Annotated in this window: 19 protein-coding genes; 9 read left to right on the plus strand and 10 right to left on the minus strand. The window is 71.7% G+C overall.

From position 1 onward, the window contains the following. Positions 1-74 precede the first annotated feature (74 nt). A complete protein-coding gene (locus ABZ215_RS17100) occupies positions 75-878 on the minus strand; it encodes an alpha/beta fold hydrolase (protein ID WP_020418771.1) in 804 nt (267 codons plus the stop codon). 73 nt (positions 879-951) lie between these two features. Here ABZ215_RS17100 and ABZ215_RS17105 point away from each other — a divergent pair, with 73 nt between their 5' ends. Next, complete coding sequence (locus ABZ215_RS17105; RefSeq protein WP_354950235.1) at positions 952-1,602, plus strand: hypothetical protein; 651 nt, start codon at positions 952-954, stop codon at positions 1,600-1,602. 49 nt (positions 1,603-1,651) lie between these two features. On the opposite strand, the gene ABZ215_RS17110 is transcribed toward ABZ215_RS17105, so the two are convergent. Beyond that, positions 1,652-2,503 (minus strand): SDR family oxidoreductase, encoded by an 852-nt coding sequence (locus ABZ215_RS17110; protein ID WP_354950236.1) that lies wholly within the window; start codon positions 2,501-2,503, stop codon positions 1,652-1,654. A gap of 121 nt (positions 2,504-2,624) precedes the next feature. Here ABZ215_RS17110 and ABZ215_RS17115 point away from each other — a divergent pair, with 121 nt between their 5' ends. Then, a complete protein-coding gene (locus ABZ215_RS17115) occupies positions 2,625-3,023 on the plus strand; it encodes a helix-turn-helix domain-containing protein (RefSeq protein ID WP_020418768.1) in 399 nt (132 codons plus the stop codon). Between the two features lie 11 nt (positions 3,024-3,034). Here ABZ215_RS17115 and ABZ215_RS17120 read toward each other — a convergent pair whose 3' ends face one another. Beyond that, a complete protein-coding gene (locus ABZ215_RS17120; RefSeq protein WP_354950237.1) occupies positions 3,035-3,895 on the minus strand; it encodes a LysR family transcriptional regulator in 861 nt (286 codons plus the stop codon). A 90-nt stretch (positions 3,896-3,985) separates the two neighbouring features. On the opposite strand from ABZ215_RS17120, the gene ABZ215_RS17125 reads away from it, so the two are divergent. Further along, entirely contained in the window at positions 3,986-4,843 is an 858-nt protein-coding gene (locus tag ABZ215_RS17125; RefSeq protein ID WP_354950238.1) for a TIGR03620 family F420-dependent LLM class oxidoreductase, read from the plus strand. Here ABZ215_RS17125 and ABZ215_RS17130 read toward each other — a convergent pair. Then, complete coding sequence (locus ABZ215_RS17130; RefSeq protein ID WP_354950239.1) at positions 4,840-5,565, minus strand: class I SAM-dependent methyltransferase; 726 nt, start codon at positions 5,563-5,565, stop codon at positions 4,840-4,842. The genes ABZ215_RS17125 and ABZ215_RS17130 overlap by 4 nt on opposite strands. 72 nt (positions 5,566-5,637) lie before the next feature. Here ABZ215_RS17130 and ABZ215_RS17135 point away from each other — a divergent pair, with 72 nt between their 5' ends. Continuing rightward, positions 5,638-6,081: a pyridoxamine 5'-phosphate oxidase family protein gene (locus ABZ215_RS17135; protein WP_354950240.1), complete on the plus strand. Its 444-nt coding sequence runs from the start codon at positions 5,638-5,640 to the stop codon at positions 6,079-6,081. 235 nt (positions 6,082-6,316) lie between these two features. Here the strand turns inward: ABZ215_RS17135 and ABZ215_RS17140 are convergent, their stop codons facing one another. After that, entirely contained in the window at positions 6,317-7,480 is a 1,164-nt protein-coding gene (locus tag ABZ215_RS17140; RefSeq protein WP_354950241.1) for a steroid 3-ketoacyl-CoA thiolase, read from the minus strand. A 221-nt stretch (positions 7,481-7,701) separates the two neighbouring features. On the opposite strand from ABZ215_RS17140, the gene ABZ215_RS17145 reads away from it, so the two are divergent. Together ABZ215_RS17145 and ABZ215_RS17150 are read left to right on the plus strand one after the other, a co-directional pair. After that, positions 7,702-8,928, plus strand: a complete 1,227-nt coding sequence (locus ABZ215_RS17145; RefSeq protein ID WP_237338130.1) for a cytochrome P450 — start codon at positions 7,702-7,704, stop codon at positions 8,926-8,928. Between the two features lie 43 nt (positions 8,929-8,971). After that, positions 8,972-10,492, plus strand: a complete 1,521-nt coding sequence (locus ABZ215_RS17150; protein ID WP_354950242.1) for an amidase — start codon at positions 8,972-8,974, stop codon at positions 10,490-10,492. On the opposite strand, the gene ABZ215_RS17155 is transcribed toward ABZ215_RS17150, so the two are convergent. Then, on the minus strand, positions 10,450-11,022 hold the full coding sequence (locus tag ABZ215_RS17155; protein ID WP_354950243.1) for a dihydrofolate reductase family protein: 573 nt from the start codon (positions 11,020-11,022) through the stop codon (positions 10,450-10,452). The genes ABZ215_RS17150 and ABZ215_RS17155 overlap by 43 nt on opposite strands. A gap of 82 nt (positions 11,023-11,104) precedes the next feature. Between ABZ215_RS17155 and ABZ215_RS17160 the strand changes: the two genes are divergently transcribed. Beyond that, entirely contained in the window at positions 11,105-12,049 is a 945-nt protein-coding gene (locus ABZ215_RS17160; protein WP_354950244.1) for a sigma-70 family RNA polymerase sigma factor, read from the plus strand. On the opposite strand, the gene ABZ215_RS17165 is transcribed toward ABZ215_RS17160, so the two are convergent. From ABZ215_RS17165 to ABZ215_RS17175, 3 genes are read right to left on the minus strand one after another with little or no spacing between them, the layout of a single operon-like run. Further along, positions 12,046-13,203, minus strand: coding sequence for a thiolase domain-containing protein (locus ABZ215_RS17165; RefSeq protein ID WP_237338134.1), 1,158 nt, complete (start codon positions 13,201-13,203; stop codon positions 12,046-12,048). The two genes, ABZ215_RS17160 and ABZ215_RS17165, sit on opposite strands and share 4 nt — an antisense overlap. 2 nt (positions 13,204-13,205) lie before the next feature. Next, complete coding sequence (locus ABZ215_RS17170; protein WP_354950245.1) at positions 13,206-14,255, minus strand: thiolase domain-containing protein; 1,050 nt, start codon at positions 14,253-14,255, stop codon at positions 13,206-13,208. A gap of 12 nt (positions 14,256-14,267) precedes the next feature. Next, positions 14,268-15,224, minus strand: coding sequence for an OB-fold domain-containing protein (locus tag ABZ215_RS17175; protein WP_354950246.1), 957 nt, complete (start codon positions 15,222-15,224; stop codon positions 14,268-14,270). A 90-nt stretch (positions 15,225-15,314) separates the two neighbouring features. Here ABZ215_RS17175 and ABZ215_RS17180 point away from each other — a divergent pair, with 90 nt between their 5' ends. Beyond that, entirely contained in the window at positions 15,315-16,868 is a 1,554-nt protein-coding gene (locus ABZ215_RS17180; protein WP_354950247.1) for an acyl-CoA synthetase, read from the plus strand. 1,010 nt (positions 16,869-17,878) lie between these two features. Here the strand turns inward: ABZ215_RS17180 and ABZ215_RS17185 are convergent. Next, complete coding sequence (locus ABZ215_RS17185; RefSeq protein ID WP_020418752.1) at positions 17,879-18,667, minus strand: crotonase/enoyl-CoA hydratase family protein; 789 nt, start codon at positions 18,665-18,667, stop codon at positions 17,879-17,881. A gap of 58 nt (positions 18,668-18,725) precedes the next feature. Between ABZ215_RS17185 and ABZ215_RS17190 the strand changes: the two genes are divergently transcribed. Further along, the gene (locus tag ABZ215_RS17190; protein ID WP_237338137.1) at positions 18,726-20,342 is read left to right on the plus strand and encodes an acyl-CoA synthetase; all 1,617 of its coding nucleotides are present in this window, start codon (positions 18,726-18,728) and stop codon (positions 20,340-20,342) included. The last annotated feature ends 9 nt before the right edge of the window (positions 20,343-20,351 follow it).

A 20,351-nucleotide genomic window follows, 5' to 3' on the forward strand; every position in this document is an offset into this window, starting at 1 on the left:
GTGCAGTCAGGATAGCGCGCGTTTCGGCGCGCGGACCGCTTTCACAGGAACTCGACAGGTTTCGGGCGTGGTGGTCAGAGGACCAGGTCGGCGAGAACGGTGTTCAGAGCCTCGGCGAACGCTTTCGCGTTGCGCTGGGGGGCGAGGTGCGCCCCGGGCAGTTCGACGAACGGCAGGCCCAGTTCGAGGGCGAGCGCGCGGGCCGGGCGGTAGTGGTAGTAGCCGCGGCTGCCTTCGCCCGCGGTGAGCACGATCGGCACCGGGCCGCGGCGGAGAGCGTCGATGTCCGGCAGGTAGCGGTAGAAGCCGACGAGTTCGCGGTCGAACAGCAGGCGCCACTCGTGTTCGTGCGGCAGGCGCACGGTTTTCAGCGGGGGCAGCCCGGCGCCCGCGATGGAACCGAGGAACCCCTGGAACGCCGCGAAGACGTCGCCGTCCGCGCTGAGTGCGGCCTGCTCCTCGGCGAACTCCAGCCACTCGTCGGCGTCCGGCAGGAGGTTCACGGCAGGCGGCTCGTGGACGACCAGCCCGCTGACGACGTCCGGGTGCCGGACGGCGAGCTCCAGCCCGATCTGGCCGCCTGCGCTGCTGCCGAAGACGAGAGCCTTGCTGTAGCCGAAGTGCTCGACGACGGCGCGCGCGTCGTCAGCGTGCCGCGCGACGGTCAGCGGCCCGTCCGTGGAGTCCGTGCTGCCGAAGTGCCCACGCCGGTCGTACCCGAGAACGGTGTAGTGGCTCGCGAGCTGCTCGGCGAGGGCCCGGTAGGAGGCGGCCGCCCCGGTTCCCCCGGGCACCAGGAGCAGCGCCGGGCCGGCCCCGCTCCGCTCGACGTGCAATTCCCCGTCCGGCACCGGGCACGCGCCGCTCTCCGAGATCATGGGCGCAGTCAAGCACAACGGGCGCGATGGACGGACAACGGTCGGTGGTCGCCGTCCGTGGAGAGGAACCGAGATGACTTCCCTTCCCGGCTACCGGCGGGCCTTTCTCCGGATCATGGTCCGGGCCGCGTCGCCGACCGGCGAGGTCGGACAGCAGCTCGGCCGAGCGCTGGCCGTGTTCGGCGCAGTGGATGTTTCCAGTCTGGGCCGGTACTACAAGGACGAGACACTGCTGGAGTTCCGCGCGACGCTCGAGCCGGCCGGCCGGGTCGGCGACTGCATCGCGGCGCTCCGAGCGCTCGCGCCCGAGGGATGGCGTGGCAGCCCGGTCGGGCCGGCCTGGGTGCGGCCGGACCACGGCCGGGTTTCCCTCCTGCAGCCGGAACTCGAGTGGGTGACCGTCAGCCCCGCCGAAGCGGCCGTGCCGCCCCGCTTCGTACCCGGCGATCTGGTGCGGATCCTCGACTGCCCCGCGGCACGGGATGACGGTCTGGTGGGAGAGGAGGCGGAGGTCCGTGGCAGCAGCACACCGGCGACCGACGCCGCCCCGTGGGGGTACGCGGTCCGCCCGAGCGGCTGGGACACACTCATCTGCTTCGACGAGCCCGACCTGGAGCCCACCGGGCGCCGCGTTTCGGAGGCAGAACCCGTCGAACGCAGGGTAATCAGCGTCCAGCCGGACGGCACCGTGACCGGTTCACACGTCACGCCTCCCCAGGCCTAGAGGCCTCCGACGGGCTCCGCCATCCCGGAGCCTCCACAGTGGACGTTCCTCAGGCTTCCTTCAGCGCGGCGGCAAGACCGTCACCCAGCGGGGTCGTCGGGCGTCCGATCAGCGCCGAAAGCTCGCCGGTCACCTCCGCGAGCGTGCCCTCGGCGATGTTCTGGTCTAGCGCCACCACGAACCCGGCCGTCTCCGCGGGCAGCCCGGCCTCGATCAGCGCCGCGCGGTGCTCGTCGGCGGTCAGGTTGCGGTATCGGATCTCCTTGCCCGCGATGGCGGAGATCTCGGCGGCGAGGTCGTCGAACGTCCACGCCACGTCGCCGCCCAGTTCGTACACCTTGCCCTCGTGCCCCTCGCCGGTGAGGACCGCAACGGCGCCCGCGGCGAAGTCGGCCCGCGTGGCGCTCGCGACGCGGCCCGCGCCGGCGCTGCCGATCAGCACGCCGGTCGTGATGGCCTGCTGGGCGTTCTGCACGTAGTTCTCGGTGTACCAGTTGTTGCGCAGGATCGTGAACGGCACGCCGGACGCACGGATGATCTCCTCGGTCGCCTTGTGCTCGGGCGCCAGCACCAGCGGCGTGTCGTCCGCGTGCGGCGCGCTCGTGTAGACCAGGTGCGTGACACCGGCGGCCTTCGCGGCGTCCACCACGGCCTGGTGCTGCGGAACCCGGTGGCCCACGGCGTTGCCCGAGATCAGCAGGACCTTGGTCGCGCCTGCGAACGCCGCCGCGAGCGTCTCCGGCCGGTCGTAGTCGGCCTCCCGAACTTCGACGCCCAGGTCCGCGGCCTTCTCCGGGCTGCGCACCGCGGCGACGATCCGGCCGGCGGGCAGCTGCTCCCGCAACCCGGCGACGACGTGGCGGCCCAGCTGGCCGGTGGCACCGGTGACGACGATGGTCATGTTTTCGCTCCTCCTCGGACGACTGCTCCCCAGTAAAGTTAGTACTAACTTCTGGAAAGTGCCAACTATGGGTGAGTACCGTCACCAGGCATCGTGGGGGCCACCAGGTATCCTCGGTGCCATGAGTTGCGACGCCGAGCACGACCAGCTGGTCGCCGACGTCTTCGCGCGCGCGTGCACCTCGCGCGGGGTGCTGGAGCACGTGACGGGGCGCTGGGGCACGCTCGCGCTGGCCGCGCTCGCCGAGGGGCCGTTCCGGTTCAACGCCTTGCGCCGCAAGGTGGACGGCGTCAGCGAGAAGATGCTGGCCCAGACGCTGCAGGCGCTCGAACGCGACGGTTTCGTGCACCGCGAGGCCGAGCCGACGATCCCGCCGCGCGTCGAGTACAGCCTGACGCCGCTGGGCGCCGAGGTGGCCGGCCGCCTGCGGGAGCTGATCGAGCTGGTCGAGGGCCGGGTGCCGGAGGTCGAGGCCGCGCGCCGGGCCTACGACGAGGCGAAGTCGGCGGTCGCGCGCTAGACGTCCTGGGATCAGGCGGCCGTGGCGTCGCCGAAGGCCGTCACGTGGGCCGCCGCGCAGGAGCACGGGAGGTCGTCCGGCACGACGACGCTGCCCGTGATCGTCGTTTGCGGCTCGAGCGGGATCGCGCGCACCCGGGTGGAGCGGATCTCGGTCACCTGGTCGGCGGGCAACACGGTCCAGCTGCGTGGATCGGAGCCGACCTCGACGATCGTGTCCTGCACCGTCCCCGCGCGGTGCGCCGGTGGTCCCTGGAGTCCGACGTCCGGCAGCGCGCCGAGCACCGACAGATCGTGGTCCTGGGAGGTCTTCAAGGGACCGGCGGCCAGTTCCGCAACGCCGACGGCCCCGCGCCCGGCGGCGGGGTGCCGGGTGGACACGACCGCGAACAGGGACTCGGTCCAGCTCGGCAACACCCGCAGTCCGGGCGCCGAACGCACTTCCCTCGCCAGGGCCAGGTCGATCTCCCCCTGCCGCAGAGCGTTCAAGCGTGCGGTCAGGGGCAGGTCGACGAGCACAACGTCGAATCCCGGGGCCTTCTCCCGCAACGCGTCGATCCCGCGTTCCAGCCGCGCGGTGAACTGCCCCGCGCCGGTCCCGATGCGCATGACACCCGCCCGCTCGCGCGCCGCGACCCGAACCCGATCGGCGGCCGCGAGCGCCTCCCGCGCGACGGCGAGCACCCGGTGTCCCGCTTCGGTCAGCCGGACCAGGCGCGGTGAGCGGTCGAAGAGGCGGACCCCCAGCTCGCGCTCCAGTGCCGCGATCTGCCTGCTGACCGCCGGCTGGGCGATGTGCAGCCGCTCGGCGGCCCGGCCGAAGTGCAGCTCGTCGGCGACTGTGACGAAGTACCGCAACGCCCGTAGTTCCACCCGGTCTCCTCTGCGACGATGCTTCGAGGTTATCGCTGTGCGGCAGCCTTGGTTCTGGTTCCCGGCGAGCCCTGGTGGTGGAGTCGGGACATGGACATCGATCTCGGCCTGCTCGGCGCGCACCTGCGCGAGTACGAAGTGAACCCGGACCGCGCCGTCGAGGTGGAGCGCGCCGGCTACGGCACGCTCTGGCTGGACGCCTCGCCTCCGGCGGACCTCACCCTCGCGGAGGAGCTGCTCGACGCGACCAGCCGGCTGACCGTCGGCACGAGCGTGGTGAACGTCTGGACCGCCGACGCGGACACCGTGGCGGCCTCCTACCACCGGATCGAAGCCAGGCACCCCGGGCGCTTCCTGCTCGGCGTCGGAATCGGCCACCGCGAAGTGCACGCCGAATACGCCTCCCCGTACGACACACTGGTGTCCTACCTGGACCGGCTCGCCAGTGCGGGCGTGCCGTCCGGCCGCATCGTGGTGGCCGCGCTCGGGCCGCGGATGCTGCGCATGGCAGGGGAGCGCACCGCCGGAGCCATTCCCGGCATGGTCACCCCGGAGCACACCCGGCGAGCCCGCTCGATCCTCGGCCCCGGGAAGGTGCTGTTGCCCGGGCATTTCGCCCTCGTCGAGCCGGACGTGAACCGGGCCCGCAGCGTCGCCCGGTCCGCGCCGCCCGGAACCGCGCTGGGGGTGCACAACTACGCGAGCAACCTCCGGCGTCTCGGCTTCACCGAAGACGATCTGTCCGGCGCGGGCAGCGATCGGCTCATCGACGCACTCGTCGCACACGGCGACCCGGCCACGACGGCGACGCGGCTGCTGGCCCATCGAGCGGCGGGCGCGGACCACGTCGGCGTCTACCCCCTCGGCGACGACCCGATCGCCACGCTCGTCGAAATCGCGGAGGCGGTGCAGCTCAGTGGTGAACCGGGGCCGCGGTGCCCGAGCTAGTCCCGCTGGGCGAGGAACACGAACTCCATGCCGGGCCGGTCCGGGGCGTCCCGCACGTCGGCCACGCGGAACCCGTGTGCGGCGAGGCTTTCCTCGACCTCGTCGCGCTCGCGGAACCGCAGCGTCGAGTCCGATGTGACCACTTCGCCGTCGGCCAGGAACCGGTACGTGAAGCGGAACGACACCAGCGGCAGGCTGACGTCCGTGACCTCCATGCGGCGCTCCACGCGGCCGGTGCCGGGCACGTCGAGCACCAGCGGGGCGGTCGCCGCGGCCCAGTCCTCCCAGGCGCGCCGCTCCGGGCGGCGCGTCTCGAACACGAAGTGGCCGCCGGGGCGCAGCGCGGTCCGGATGCCCGCGAGGGTCCGGCCCCAGTCTTCGTCGGTGAGGAACACCTGCGCGACGTTCCCCGTCATGGCAGCGAGATCACCGGCCGCCGGGGGCAGATCCGTGGCGTCGCCGTGGATCCAGGTGATGTTCCCGTCCGGGTCCTTCGTCCGGGCGACCGCCAGCGACGCCTCCGCCGGGTCGACGCCGACGACGGTGCGTCCCTTCGCGGCGAGGAGCACGGCCAGGCTGCCCGTGCCGCAACCGACGTCCAGCACGCGTTCGGCCTTGAGCTCGTCGGCGATCGACAGGTACAGGTCGAGGTCGTCGCGCTCGCCGTCGAAGGTGTCGTAGACCTGGGCGAGGCGCGGGTGGGCGAAGATGGCGTCGGGCACGGCACGCACCTTAGCCGGGCGGCGGTCCCCGCGCGTCCCGTTTTTGTCGGTGCCCCCTGTCACACTGCGGACGTGGCGAACTGGCGGGAATTCGAAGAGCAGGCACCGGCGCTGGCGGCGGCGGTGCGTGAGCGGTTGACGGCTGCGGAGACGCACGTGCTGGCGACTCTGCGACGGGACGGGTCGCCCCGGGTGAGCGGCTCCGAGGTCGACCTCCGGGAGCCCGAGTTGTACATCGGGTCGATGTGGGGTGCGCGCAAGGCACGCGACCTGCAGCGCGACGGCCGGTTCGCGCTGCACGCCTTCCCGTCCGCCGAGGGCGACGCGAAGCTGTCCGGGGTCGCGATCGAGGTCACCGAGAAGGCCGTCCTGGACGCCATCCAGGGCGACATGCAACCAAGCCACCTCTTCCGGCTGGACCTCCGGCAGGCGGTGCTGACGACGGTCGAGGGCGACAAGCTGGTGGCGACCACCTGGTGGCCGGGCCGGGAGGTGGTGCGTTTCGAGCGCACGTGAGATCAGGTACGAGGACACCCCGCACGCGGCCGACGTGAGGGTTGGCGGAATGCCCGTCGGCGGGCCGTGGGCGGCCGGGCCGGTGGTGCACTGTTGGCCTTTCCCGCGCCGGGGACGTGCGAATGCCGCGGGATGCGGGTCAGGGCGAGCGTTGCCTCTGGAGCCCGTGCCCGCGCTACAGCGGCCCCGGGTTGGTTGTCATGGCGACCACTCCGTCGGTTCGGCTCGAGGCGCCCTACAGCCGTTCCAGGATGGTCGCCGTCGACAGCGCTCCGCCCGCGCACATCGTCACCAGCGCGGTCGTGCCGTCGCGGCGTTCCAGCTCGTGCAGGGCCGTCGTCAACAGGCGCGCGCCGGTGCTGCCCACCGGGTGCCCCAGCGCGATGGCGCCGCCGTTGACGTTCACCCGCTCGGGATCCGGCTCGTGCACCTGCTGCCACGACAGCACCACCGAGGCGAACGCTTCGTTGACCTCGAACACATCGAGATCACCGACCGCCATCCCGGCGCGCGACAGCACCCGCGTCGTCGCCTGCACCGGGCCGTCCAGGTGGTAGTACGGCTCGGCGCCGACCAGTGCCTGCGCGCGGATCCGCGCCCGGGGACGCAGGCCCAGCGCCGCCGCCCGCGCGGAGTCCATGATCAGCACGGCCGCCGCGCCGTCGGAGATCTGGGACGACGTGCCGGCGGTGTGCACGCCACCGTCGAGCACCGGCTTCAACCGGGCCAGCCCCTCCAGCGTGGTGTCGCGCAGGCCCTGGTCGCGGGTGACCAGCCGGGTCTCCCCGGTTGGCCTGCCCTCCGCGTCGAGCACCGGCGCCTTCACCGGCGCCACCTCGCGGTCGAACCGGCCCTGCGCCCACGCCGTCGCCGCCTTGGTCTGCGACGCCACCCCGAACCGGTCGACGTCCTCCCGGGTGATGCCGCGCCGCTCGGCGATCCGCTCGGCCGCGCCGTACTGGTTGGGCATGTCGATCGCCCACGAGGCGGGCTTCGGCGCGCCCGCGTCCACGCCGCGGTTCGCGCCCAGCGGGATGCGGCTCATCGCCTCCACCCCGCACGCGATGCCGACGTCGATCGCGTCTGCCGCGATCAACCCGGCCACCAGGTGCGCGGCCTGCTGGGCCGACCCGCACTGCGCGTCGATCGTCGTCGCGCCGGTCGTCTCCGGCAGGCCGGCGTGCAGCCACGCCGTGCGCGTCACGTTGCCCGACTGCTCACCCGCCTGCGTGACGCAACCGCCGATAACCTGTTCCACGATCGCGGCGTCCAGCCCGGCCCGCTCGACCAGCGCCCGCTGCGCCACGCCCAGCAGCTCGGCCGCGTGCAACCCGGCCAGCCAGCCACGCCGCTTCCCGATCGGGGTCCGCACGGCCTCGACGATGACGGGTTCACCCACGGCAGCTCTCCTCCACTCGGCTCTCGCTCAAAGTAGAACTCGTTTCAATATTGAGCAAGTGTGACGCAGGTCAACCGCCATTTGGTGACCAATCGGACCACCAGGGCTTTCAAGATCGAGTAAACGGGTTTCACTGAAACTCTCGACTTAGTTAACACCGTATGCTCTAATCGGGTTTAGAACGTGTTCCACGACGACGTGAGGCACCTCGGGAGGTAGCCGTGGCCACGCCCCTGATCCCCGCCGGCTTCGATTTCACCGACCCCGACCTGATCGCGGCAAGGCTTCCGCTGGAGGAGTTCGCCGAGCTCCGCAAGACCGCGCCGGTCTGGTGGAACGCGCAGCCGCACAACCGGGCGGGCTTCCGCGACGACGGGTTCTGGGTCGTCACCCGGCACGAGGACGTCAAGACCGTGTCGAGGGACAGCGAGCTGTACTCCTCGCAGGAGAAGCTCGCGATCATCCGGTTCGACGAGAACATGACCGACGAGGGTCTCGACGCGAACCGCCTCGTCCTGCTCAACATGGACGCGCCCCAGCACACCAAGCTGCGCCGCATCGTGTCGAAGGGCTTCACGCCCCGGGCCATCGCGCGCCTGGAGGACACCCTCCGCGACCGCGCCGCGCGCATCGTGCACGAGGCGAAGAAGAAGGGCTCCGGCGACTTCGTCGAGGACGTCGCGTGCGAGCTGCCACTGCAGGCCATCGCCGAGCTCATCGGCATCCCGCAGGAGGACCGCCGCAAGATCTTCGACTGGTCAAACCAGATGATCGGCTACGACGACCCGGAGTACGACGTCGAGCCGATCGCCGCCTCCGCCGAACTCGTCGGCTACGCGTGGAACATGGCCGAGGAACGCCGGAAGTGCCCGATGGACGACATCGTCACCAAGCTCGTCCAGGCCGATGTGGACGGTGAGTCGCTCAGCTCGGAGGAGTTCGGGTTCTTCGTCATCCTGCTGTCCGTGGCGGGCAACGAGACCACCCGCAACGCCATCACCCACGGCATGAAGGCCATGCTCGACCACCCCGACCAGTGGGAGCTCTACCGCGAGCAGCGACCGAAGACGGCGCCGGACGAGATCGTCCGCTGGGCCACCCCGGTGATCGCCTTCCAGCGCACCGCGACCGCCGACACCGAGCTGGGCGGCCAGCACATCCGCAAGGGCGACCGGGTCGGCATGTTCTACAGCTCGGCCAACTTCGACCCCGAGGTGTTCGACGAGCCCGAGAAGTTCGACGTGCTGCGGGATCCGAACCCGCACGTCGGCTTCGGCGGCACCGGCTCGCACTACTGCATCGGGGCGAATCTCGCGCGCCTGGAGATCGACCTGATCTTCAACGCCATCGCCGACGAAATGCCTGGTATCCGCGAAATCGCGGCGCCGGAGCGGCTGCGGTCGGGCTGGCTCAACGGCATCAAGCACTACCGGGTCGCCTACGAATAGGGGTTACGCTGCACCTCTGGTCCTCGTCGCCAGGAGGTGCCCGGTGCCCGTCGTCCCGCCCACCCCGGAAGAACTCGCCGAGCTCGCCGCCCGTCACGGCTTCCGCCTCGGCGAAGCCGACCGCAAGTCCTTCGCCGGTCTCGTGGAGGCCAACCTCGCCGCCCACGAGGCCGTCGAGCGCCTGTACACCCGCTCGGCGCCCAGCGCCCCGCACCGCGATTACGAGTGGCCGGAGGACAACCCGCTGGGCGCGTGGTACGTGCGCACCCGGATCACGCCGACCGGCGACGGTCCGCTGAGCGGCCGCGAGGTCGTGATCAAGGACAACATCGCGGTCGCCGGGGTGCCGATGATGAACGGATCCCGTGCGGTGGAGGGATTCGTGCCGCGGCGGGACGCGACCGTCGTGAGCCGGGTGCTCGCGGCGGGCGGCACGATCGTCGGCAAGGCGGTGTGCGAGGACCTGTGCTACTCCGGGTCCAGCTTCACGTCCGCCTCCGGTCCGGTGCGCAACCCGTGGGACCCCACCCGGCACGCCGGCGGCTCGTCGTCCGGCAACGCGGCCCTGCTCGCCGCCGGTGAAGCCGATTTCGCGATCGGCGGCGACCAGGGCGGTTCGGTGCGGATGCCGGCGGCGTTCTGCGGCGTGGTCGGGCACAAGCCGACGCACGGGCTCGTGCCCTACACCGGCGCGTTCCCCATCGAAACCACGATCGACCACCTCGGCCCGATGACCCGCACGGTCCGGGACGCCGCGCTGCTGCTGAGCGTCCTCGCCGGTGACGACGGGTTCGACCCGCGCCAGTTCCGCACGCCGGAGCCGCCGGACTACCTGGCCGCGGTCGAGCAGGACATCCGCGGCGTGCGGGTCGGCGTGCTCACCGAGGGGTTCGGCCTGCCGATGTCCGAACCGGGCGTCGACGACGCGGTCCGCGCCGCGGCCGACCGGCTCGCGGCGGCGGGCGCCGTGGTGTCCGAGGTCAGCGTGCCGTGGCACCGCGACGGGCTGGACGTGTGGACCGTGATCGGCACGGACGGCACAGCGCGCCAGATGATCGACGGCAACGGCTACGGCATGAACGTGCCCGGCCGGTACGACCCGGAGCTGATGGTGCACTTCGCGCAGGGGCGGCGCGTGCACGCCGACGACATGTCGGACACGCTCAAGACCATGATCCTCACCGGCGCGTACGCCGCGGAACGCTACGACATGCGCCACTACGCGATGGCGCGCGAGCTGGCGTGGGAGCTGCGCGCCGGCTACGACGCGGCGCTGACCGAGGTGGACGTGCTGGTGCTGCCGACGGTCCCGTACGTGGCGAAGCCCCTGCCCGGCCCGGACGCGACGCGCGAGGAGCGGATGGTCAACGCGCTGGGGATGGTCGGCAACACGGCACCCTTCGACGCGAGCGGCCACCCGGCGATCTCGGTGCCCGCCGCGCCGGTGGACGGCTTGCCGACGGGCTTGATGATCGCGGGACGCCGCTTCGACGACGCGATGTGCCTCCGGGTGGCGGCTGCTTATGAGCGGGAGGTGGGCGGTTTCCCGGTCGCCGCCCGGTAGGTCAGGAGCGCCGCGGCGCCCTGCTGCCGGACCGCGTGGAGCCGCAGATCCGCGGGCGCGGTGAACAGCCGCCGCCCGGTGCCGAGCGCCGTCGGGAACACCAGGAGCCGGTACTCGTCGACGAGGTTCTCGGCGGCGAGGGCGTGCACGACGCCGATGCTGCCGGTGACGATGAGGTCCCGGTCCGTCCCGCGCACCGCCGAGGCCAGGTCCCCGTCGAGCACGGACGAGTTCTGCCACGCGTCCGCGCTGGTCAGCGAGCGGGACACGACGAGCTTCGGGATGGCGTTCATCTTCGCCGAGAACTCGTCGGTCCGGCCCGGCCAGAGCTTCGCGAACAGCTCCCACGTGACGCGGCCCAGCAGCAGCACGCCGGTGTCGAGCAGCGCGCCGAGCCCGAACTTGTCGCCGGCCACCGCCTCCGGGCCGTGCCGGAACGCCCAGCCGCCGCCCGGTGTGCCGCCGGATCCGTCCGGGTCCTCGACGACGCCGTCCAGCGTGACGAACTCGATGACGATCAACGTGCCCATGTGGACTCCTCGGTTGTCCTCCGCCGGCCCCGGTGTGGCCCGGCGGAGGTACATACCGGTGGGTGCCGCCATACTCATCGCGATGGCCAGGGTGGATTTCGCAGCGCTGACCGAACCGCACCGGGCGGAGCTGCTGGCGTACTGCTACCGGATGCTCGCGTCGGTCCACGAGGCCGAGGACCTGGTGCAGGAGACCATGTTGCGGGCGTGGCAGTCCCGCGAGCGCTACGACGAGCGGCGGGCGTCGATCCGCACCTGGCTGTACCGCATCGCGACCAACGCGTGCCTGACCGCGCTGGCGGGCAGGGCGCGCCGGCCGCTCCCGTCCGGGCTGGGCGCGCCCAGCACCGACCCGGAGGAGCCGCTGCGGCCGGCCTTCGACGTGCCCTGGTTGCAGCCCTTCCCCGACGCCCGGCTCGGCGATCCGGCGGACCAGGCCGTGCGGCGGGACAGCATGCGGCTGGCGCTGGTCGCGGCCATGCAGACGCTGCCGCCGCGGCAGCGGGCCGTCTGGGTGCTGCGCGAGGTCCTGGCTTTCAGCGCCGCCGAGGTGGCCGGACTGCTGGACACGTCGGTCGCTTCGGTGAACAGCGCCCTGCAGCGGGCGCGGGCGGGGTTGTCCGTCGCGGCCCTCGAAGACGTCGCCCCGTCCGGCGACCCCGCTGCGCGCCGCACCGTGGAGGCTTACGTCCGAGCGTTCGAGGCGGCCGACGTGGACGCGCTGGTCGAGCTGCTCACCCACGATGCCGTGCTGGAGATGCCGCCGGTGCCCCTGTGGTACCGCGGCCGCGACGACTACGCCGCGTTCATCCGGCGGGTGTTCGCGATGCGCGGCGTGGGCTGGCGGATGGTCCCGACCGGGGCGAACGGCCAGCCGGCCGCGGCCGCCTACGCCCCGGATCCCGCGGGCGGGCACCGCCTGCACACACTGCAGGTGTTCACCGTCGCCGGCGAGCGGATCACCCGCACGGTCGTCTTCCAGGACCCGGCGGTGTTCGCGGCCTTCGATCTGCCCACCGCCGTCTAGGGCTTCTCCGAGCCCACCACCCACATCGCGAAGTACTGGGAGCCCCCGCCGTACGCGTGGCCCAGCGCGCGGCGCGCACCATCGACCTGGTAGTCGCCCGCCCGGCCCATCACCTGCTTCGCCGCCTCGGAGAACCGCAGCATCCCGGACGCCCCGATCGGGTTCGACGACAGCACCCCGCCCGACGGGTTCACCGGCAACCGCCCGGTCAGCGCGGTCTCCCCGGCCTCGGTCAGCTTCCACCCCTCGCCTTCGGGCATGAAACCGAGGTTCTCCAGCCACATCGGCTCGAACCAGGAGAACGGCACGTAGATCTCGGCTGCGTCTATTTCGGACAGTGGATCGGTGATCCCCGCCTCGCGCCACAGCGCCGCGGCGGCCTCCCGGCCCGCCTGCGGGTTCACCTGGTCGCGGCCGGCGAACGTGGTCGGCTCGGTGCGCATCGCGGTGGCGTGCACCCACGCCGCGCCCTGCACCGCGTCGCCGGCGGCCTCGTCGCCGATCACCATCGCGCACGCGCCGTCCGAGGACGGGCAGGTCTCGTCGTAGCGGATCGGGTCCCACAGCACCTGCGAGGCCCGTACCTTCTCCACCGTGATGTCCGGCTGCTTGAGGTGCGCGTACGGGTTCAGCGCCCCGTTCTGCCGGTCCTTCGCCGCGACGATCGCCCCGACGTGCTCGGGTGCGCCGGACCGCCGGATGTAGGACCGCACGTGCGGCGCGAAGTACCCGCCCGCGCCCGCGCCGACCGGCATCGTGAACGGCGGCGCGATCGACAGCGCCCACATCGCGTTCGACTCGGACTGCTTCTCGAACGCCACCGTCAGCACCCGCCGGTGGATGCCGGACTGAACGAGGCTCGTCGCCACCAGCGCCGTCGACCCGCCCACCGAACCGGCGGTGTGCACGCGCAGCAACGGTTTCCCGGTCGCGCCGAGCGCGTCGGCCAGGAACAGCTCGGGCATCATCACGCCCTCGAACAGGTCGGGCGCCTTGCCGATGACCACCGCGTCGATGTCCGGCCACTCCACTTGCGCGTCGGCCATCGCGCGGTCGATCGCCTCCCGCAGCAGGCCGGGCATGGACACGTCGGTCCGCTTGGCCCGGTGGTGGGTCTGCCCGGTGCCGAGCACCGCGGCGAGCTGCTTCGCCATTCTCACGCCTCCAGGACCGCGACGAGGTTCTGCTGCAGGGCCGGGCCGCTGGTCGCGTGCGCGAGCACCTTCGAGGCCTGGCCGGTGAGGATCCGGGTGGCGGCCTCGCCGATGCGCGCCAGCCCGGCCGCGAACATCGGGTTGCCGGTGAGCACACCGCCCGAGGGGTTGACGCGGACGTCGTCGCCGAGCCCGAGCGCGGTCCGCAGGATCAGCTCCTGGTGGGTGAACGGCGCGTGCAGTTCGGCGACCTCCACGTCACCGGTGCCGACCGCCTGCCCGGCCGCTTCGGTGGACGGCGACCGGGTCAGGTCACGCGCGCCGAGCACGGGCGTGTCCACCCGGTGCTCGATGCCGGTGATGACCGCGGGCCGCTCGGCGAACTCGTGCGCCCGCTCGGCGGCGGCGAGGACGATCACCGCGGCGCCATCGGTCACCGGCGCGATGTCGTGCGCCCGCAACGGATCCGCGACGTAGGGCGCGTCCAGCAGGTCGGCGATCTCGCTGGCGCCGGAGAACTGGGCGTGCGGGTTGCGGGTGGCGTCGGCGCGGCTGCGCGCGGCCACCTCGGCCAGGTCCTTCTCGCTCCACAGGCCGGCCTCCAGCCCGAGTCGCGCCTGCAGGCCCGCGATGCTCACCGAGTCCGGCCACAGCGGCGCGACGGTGTACGGGTCGAGCTGCAGCGCCAGCACCCGGCGCAGCTGCCCGGCGGAGGACTTGCCGAAGCCGTAGACCAGCGCGGTGTCGACCTCGCCGGTGCGGATCTTCAGCCACGCCTCGTACAGCGCCCAGGCCGCGTCCATCTCCACGTGCGACTCGTGGATCGGCGGGAACGCGCCGATCGCGTCGATCGCGGAGATGAACGAGAACGCCCGGCCCGCCAGGTAGTCCGACGAGCCGGAGCACCAGAACCCGATGTCCGACTTGGACAGCCCGGTCTGCTCGTAGACCTGGGCGAAGATGGGCACGAGCATCTCCACGCCGTTCGTGGTGCCCGGTGTGGAGCGCACGTTCGGGGCCTGGGCGAACCCGACCACCGCGACGTCTCGCATGGCAGTTCCCCTCTACAGGTGGTGGGCGAAGGATTCGTAGGGCGCGTCCGGCTCGCCGGTCGGCTCGAAGTGGCTGATGTTCTCCAGGCTCGTCCACCACTCGTCACGTGGTTTCCAGTTCGCCTTCACCCGCATGCCCATCCGGACATCGGCGGCGTCGCAGCCGAGGACGAGGTGCAGGAACGCGATGTCGGCGCCGTCGAGCAGGATGTAGGCCGCGACGTAGGGCGGCTTGATGCGCTGGCCGAGGAACGGCACGTTGACGATGCAGAACGTGGTGACGATCCCGGTGTCCGGCAGCTCCACTTCGTCCACTGTGGGCACCCCGTCGGTCGGGCAGGCGCCGCGTGGCGGGATGTAGACCTTCTCGCACTTCGGGCAGCGCTGGCCGATGAGCTTGCCCTCGGCGAGGCCGCGCAGGTAACGGCTCTCCTCCGGCGACGCCGAGTGCTGGTAGTGCAGCTCGATCGGCGTGACCATCACACCGTCCTGTTCGGACTTCGGCGGTGGCGCGGGGGAGGGGCCGTCGCCGGCGCCGACGGGCAGGAAGTAGGCGATGTCCCGGATGTGGCCGGCGGGTTCGTCGGCCCAGCGCACGCGCACCCGCATGCCGGTGCGCATGTCGGCGGGGCTGTTCACGTGCACGGCGTGCAGCATCGCGGTGTCGGCGCCGTCCAGCCGGACCAGCGCCCAGGCGAACGGCGTGGTCAGCGGCTGGCCCGCCAGCGGTTCGGGGATCCAGGACCAGCTCAGCACGGTGCCCTCGTCGGACACCGGCACGAACTCGGTGAGCGCCGCGGCGGTGACCGGGTCGTACTCCACCGGCGGCACGTGCACGCGGCCGTCCGAGCCGCGCACGCCCTCGATGCGGCGTTCGCGCAGTCCGGCGGCGAACCGGCCGAGCACGGGCCCGAGGGAGCGGGTGTAGTCGAAGGCGAGATCCAGCGGCGCGGACAGCGGTGTACTCACGAATCGAAGTGAAACACGTTCTCGATCTGGCGGCAAGACGCTCTGCCGGAAGGTTGCGCGGTAAGTGGAACAAGTTCTAGATTCGGGTGCATGACCACTGCACTGGAGACGATCGGCCTGTGGAACATCGCGGCCGGGCAGCCGGACCGGACGGCGATCGTGAACCCCGACGGCAGCGAGGTCGGTTACGGCGCGCTCGCCGACAAGGCCAACGCCTACGCGCGCGGCCTGCGCGAGCTGGGCCTGGAGACCGGCGACGTCGTGGTGGTGCTGCAGCCCAACAGCGACGAGCTGCTGGCCGCGTACTTCGCCGCGCTGCAGACCGGGCTGTACGTGGTGATGGTCAACTGGCACTTGGTCGGGCCCGAGGTGGCCTACATCCTGTCCGATTCGGGGGCGAAGGCGTTCCTCGCGCACGAGCGGTTCGCCGACGTGGCGATCGCCGCGGCGGACGAAGCCGGGGTGCCCGCTTCCGGCCGGTTCGCGGTGGGGCGCATCGAGGGGTTCCGCGCCGTGGCCGAGCTGGGCGCCGGGGGGAGCGGGCGCCCGGAGGGGCGGACGGCAGGGTCGCCGATGCTCTACACCTCCGGCACGACGGGACGGCCCAAGGGTGTGCGGCGGCCGCTGAGCGGGGCAGATCCGGACAGCGTGCCGGCGGCGTCCACATGGTTCTTCGGGATCTTCGGGCTGAAGCCGTTCGACGACCACGTCCACCTGTGCGGTTCGCCGCTCTACCACACGGCGGTGCTGAACTTCGCGTCGATCTCGATCCAGCTGGGGCACACGGTCGTGCTGATGGACCGGTGGGACCCGGAGGAGATGCTGCGGCTGATCGAGCGGTACCGCGTCACGCACAGCCACATGGTGCCCACGCAGTTCCGGCGCCTGCTCGCGCTGCCGGAGGAGGTGCGGTCGCGGTTCGACCTGTCGACGCTGCGGAACATGATCCACGGCGCGGCGCCGTGCCCGCCCGAGGTGAAGCGGCGGATGCTGGAGTGGTGGGGCCCGGTGGTGACCGACTACTACGCCGCGACCGAGGGCGGCGGCACGATGATCACCGGCGAGGAGTGGCTGCGCAAACCCGGCTCGGTGGGGCTGCCGTGGCCGGGTTCGGTGATCAAGATCCTGGACGACGACGGCAACGAGCTGCCCGCGGGCCAGCCCGGCACGGTTTATATGCGGATGGGCTCGTCGACGTTCGAGTACCACAAGGACGCCGAGAAGACGCGCAAGGCGCGGGTCGGGAACCTGTTCACCCTCGGCGACGTGGGTTACCTGGACGAGGACGGCTACCTGTTCCTGCACGACCGCAAGAACGACATGATCATCTCGGGTGGGGTGAACATCTACCCGGCCGAGATCGAGAACGAACTGGTGATGCACCCGAAGGTCGCGGACGTGGCGGTGTTCGGCATCCCGCACGAGGACTGGGGCGAGGAGATCAAGGCGGTCGTCCAGCCGGCGCCTGGAGTTCAGCCGGGGCCCGAGCTGGCGGAGGAGCTGCTGGACTGGGTGCGCGGCCGGCTGGCGAAGTTCAAGTGGCCGCGGAGTGTGGACTTCGCCGAGGAGCTGCCGCGGGATCCCAACGGGAAGCTGTACAAGCGCAAGCTGCGGGATCCTTATTGGACGGACCGGAAGATCTGACCCTCCTGCGGCCCGCGCGGGCGGGCGGGCCGCAGCGGGCGGGCGGGCCGTAGCGGGCGGGCGGACGGCCGGGCACGGCTCGGCTCGGTGTTCCGGAAATGGGCGCGCCCCGTGGGCTGCCCGCACCCTGCGGGCAGCCGCGCGCCGCGTGCTGTCAGCGCCCTGGGGCTTCCCGCGCCCTGCGGACTGCCAGCGCCCTGCGGACTGCCAGCGCCCCGCGGACTGCCAGTGCCCTGCGGGCTGCCCGCGGGGCGCGGTTCCGTGCGCGTGGCTCCCCGCCGACCTACCCCCAGCGTGGGGTGATCGGGCGCTCAGGCTGGGCACGATGCGTTTGCCGGCGCAGGCTGGCGCGATGCGGACACCCGCTCAGGCTGGGCGTGAGGCGGACACCGCTCAGGCTGGGCACGATGCGGGCGCCCGCTCAGGCTGGGCGTGATGCGCGCGCCCGCTCACGCTGGGCGCGATGCGGACACCCGCTCAGGCTGCGCGCGCCCGCTCACGCTGGGCGTAATGCGGGCCCGCTCAGGCTGCGCGCGACCCGGCACCCGCTCAGGCTGGGCGTGGCCGCAGGTCTCGCTGGCTGCGTTCGTCCGTCACCACCTCGCCGGAGCGTGCGAAGCGCACCGACGCCCACCACGAACCGTCGGCGCGCGGGTGCTTCTCCCAGGTCAGCGTTCCCAGCACCCACTGCCCGGAGTCCCGCACGAGACAGGGCTTCCCGGGCGGATTCGCCTTTCCGCGCACCCTTAGCCACCGTTCGGTGCAGCAGTGCCCAGCTTCTCCGGGCCCAGGTCCGCCCAGCGGACCGGCACCACGTCACCGGTCTCGCCGCCCCTGCGGCGCACGTGCTCCTGCCCCTTGCGCATCCACTCGCACCGGTCGTCGTTGTGGTACGCCGACCCGCCCGTGGTGCGGCAGCACCCCCGTCGGCGGCGGCTTGCGGTACGCGCACTGCCCCGCCGGCGGGATCACCGTCCATCGCGCCAAGTTAGCGGCCACCACCGACAGTTTCAGCGGCCCTCGAACCGGGGCGTGCGCTTTTCCGTGAACGCGCGTGGCCCCTCCTTCGCGTCGGCGGACTGGAAGACCTTCAGCCCGTATTGCGCCTCGATCTTGAAGGCCTCCTCCTCGGGCATCCCCTCGGTGTCGCGGATCGTGCGCAGGATCGCCTGCACCGCGAGCGGCCCGTTGGCGGCGATCATGTCCGCCAGTTCCAGCGCCCGCTCCAGCGCGGTCCCGTCCGGCACCACGCTGCCGATCAGGCCGATCTCCTTCGCCTCCGCGGCGGTCAGGTGCCGCCCGGTCAGCAGGATCTCCGCCGCCAGCGTGTACGGGATCTGCCGCGGCAGCCGCACCGCCGAGCCGCCCATCGGGAACAGCCCCCACCGCGCCTCGGACACGCCGAACCGTGCGCTCTCCCCGGCCACGCGGATGTCCGTGGCCTGCAGGATCTCCGTGCCGCCCGCGATCGCCGGGCCCTCCACGGCCGCGATCAGCGGTTTCGTCAGCCGCCGTCCCTTCAGCAGGCCCTCGATGCGGCCCGGGTCGAACGTGCCCTTCTCGTAGGAGTCGGCGGGGGAGTTGCGGTTCATCGACTTCAGATCCGCGCCGGCGCAGAACGCGCCGCCCGCGCCGGTGAGCACGCAGCACCGGATCTCCGGATCGTTGTCCACCCGGTCCCAGGCCTCGACCAGGATCGCCATCATCTCGCCGCTGATCGCGTTGCGGACCTCCGGCCGGTTCATCGTCACCACGAGCGTGTGCGCGCGTTGTTCAACCAGAGCGTGCGGCTGCGTCATGAGTACCTCTCCATCCGGCGCCATTGCCCAAAACGATAACATGTTCTACTTTGGCTGGGTGGCATACAACATCGCGGATCTGCTCGAGCACGCCGTCGACGCCGTGCCGGATCGCCCCGCGGTCATCTGCGGACAGCGGCACGTCACCTACGCACAGCTGGAGGACAGGGCCAACCGGCTGGCGCACCACCTCGCCGCGCAGGGGGTCGGTCCCGGCTCCCACATCGGCGTCTATTCCCGCAACTCCGTGGAGACGATCGAGGCGATGTTCGCCGCGTACAAGTTGCGCGCCATCGCGGTCAACGTCAACTACCGCTACGTCGAAGCCGAGCTCGAATACCTCTTCGACAACGCCGACCTGGTCGCGCTCGTGCACGAGCGCAAGTACGCGGACAAGGTCGCCGCGGTCCTCCCGAAGGCCCCGAAACTGAAACACGTACTAGTGGTCGAGGACGGTAGCGGCGCGGACTTCTCCGGCTACGGGGGCGCCGAGTACGAGCCTGCGCTCGCCGCGCAGTCGCCGGACCGCGACTTCGGCGAGCGCAGCCCGGACGACATCTACATCGTCTACACCGGCGGCACCACCGGCTACCCGAAGGGCGTCATGTGGCGCCACGAAGACGTGTGGCGGGCGCTCGGCGGCGGCATCGACTTCGTCACCGGCGAGTACGTCCCGGACGAGTGGACGATGGCCGAGCGGGGCAAGCAGGGCGCGATGGTCCGGCTGCCCGCCGCGCCCCTCATCCACGGCGCCGCCCAGTGGGCCGCCTTCGGCGCGATGTTCGGCGGCGGCACCGTCGTGTTCGTGCCGCAGTTCGACCCGCACGAGATCTGGCGCGAGATCGAGAAGCACAAGGTGCACGTCCTGACGATCGTCGGCGACGCGATGGCCCGCCCGCTGCTCGACGCCTACCGCGAGGGCGGCTACGACGCCTCGTCGCTCGTCGCCGTGTCCAGCCACGCCGCGCTGTTCTCCCAGCCGGTCAAGCAGGAGTACCTCGACGCCTTCCCGAACCTGGTGCTCACCGACGCGATCGGCTCGTCGGAGAGCGGCTTCACCGGCATCGGCATGGTCGCCAAGGGCGCCGACCACTCGGCGGGCCCGCGGGTGAACTTCGGCAAGGACGCCATCCTCATCGACGACGACAACCGCCTGGTCCCGCGCGCGGCCGGCGCGACCGGGCGGATCGCCCGCCGCGGGCACGTGCCGCTCGGCTACTACAAGGACCCGGCCAAGTCCGAGACGATCTTCGTCGAGGTCGAGGGCAACCGCTACGTCGTGCCCGGCGACTGGGCCCGCTACGAGGAGGACGGCACCGTCACCCTCCTCGGCCGCGGTTCGCAGTGCGTCAACACCGGCGGGGAGAAGGTGTTCCCGGAAGAGGTCGAAAGCGCGCTGAAGTCCCACCCGGACGTGTTCGACGCGATCGTCGTCGGTGTGCCGGACGAGCGGCTCGGCCAGCGGGTCGGGGCGATCCTGCAGGCACGGCCCGGCGTCACACCCGACCTCGGCGCGATCGAGGCGCACGTCCGGACGCAGGTCGCCGGCTACAAGGTGCCGCGCAGCGTGTGGCTGGTCGAGAAGATCGGGCGGCTCCCGACCGGCAAACCGGACTACCAGTGGGCCGCCCGGCACGCGGCGGAACACCAGCCGACCGAGATCCAGAAGGCCTGAGGAGACACT

The sequence above is a fragment of the Amycolatopsis sp. NPDC006131 genome (assembly GCF_040614175.1).
Classification (GTDB): domain Bacteria; phylum Actinomycetota; class Actinomycetes; order Mycobacteriales; family Pseudonocardiaceae; genus Amycolatopsis_E; species Amycolatopsis_E tucumanensis.

Excerpts from the sequence above, each read along its gene's own strand:
- ABZ215_RS17100 (WP_020418771.1), bottom strand. The coding sequence starts at position 878 with ATGATCTCGGAGAGCGGCGCGTGCCCGGTGCCGGACGGGGAATTGCAC.
- ABZ215_RS17105 (WP_354950235.1), top strand. The coding sequence starts at position 952 with ATGACTTCCCTTCCCGGCTACCGGCGGGCCTTTCTCCGGATCATGGTC.
- ABZ215_RS17110 (WP_354950236.1), bottom strand. The coding sequence starts at position 2,503 with ATGACCATCGTCGTCACCGGTGCCACCGGCCAGCTGGGCCGCCACGTC.
- ABZ215_RS17115 (WP_020418768.1), top strand. The coding sequence starts at position 2,625 with ATGAGTTGCGACGCCGAGCACGACCAGCTGGTCGCCGACGTCTTCGCG.
- ABZ215_RS17125 (WP_354950238.1), top strand. The coding sequence starts at position 3,986 with ATGGACATCGATCTCGGCCTGCTCGGCGCGCACCTGCGCGAGTACGAA.
- ABZ215_RS17155 (WP_354950243.1), bottom strand. The coding sequence starts at position 11,022 with ATGGGCACGTTGATCGTCATCGAGTTCGTCACGCTGGACGGCGTCGTC.
- ABZ215_RS17160 (WP_354950244.1), top strand. The coding sequence starts at position 11,105 with ATGGCCAGGGTGGATTTCGCAGCGCTGACCGAACCGCACCGGGCGGAG.
- ABZ215_RS17165 (WP_237338134.1), bottom strand. The coding sequence starts at position 13,203 with ATGGCGAAGCAGCTCGCCGCGGTGCTCGGCACCGGGCAGACCCACCAC.
- ABZ215_RS17170 (WP_354950245.1), bottom strand. The coding sequence starts at position 14,255 with ATGCGAGACGTCGCGGTGGTCGGGTTCGCCCAGGCCCCGAACGTGCGC.
- ABZ215_RS17180 (WP_354950247.1), top strand. The coding sequence starts at position 15,315 with ATGACCACTGCACTGGAGACGATCGGCCTGTGGAACATCGCGGCCGGG.
- ABZ215_RS17185 (WP_020418752.1), bottom strand. The coding sequence starts at position 18,667 with ATGACGCAGCCGCACGCTCTGGTTGAACAACGCGCGCACACGCTCGTG.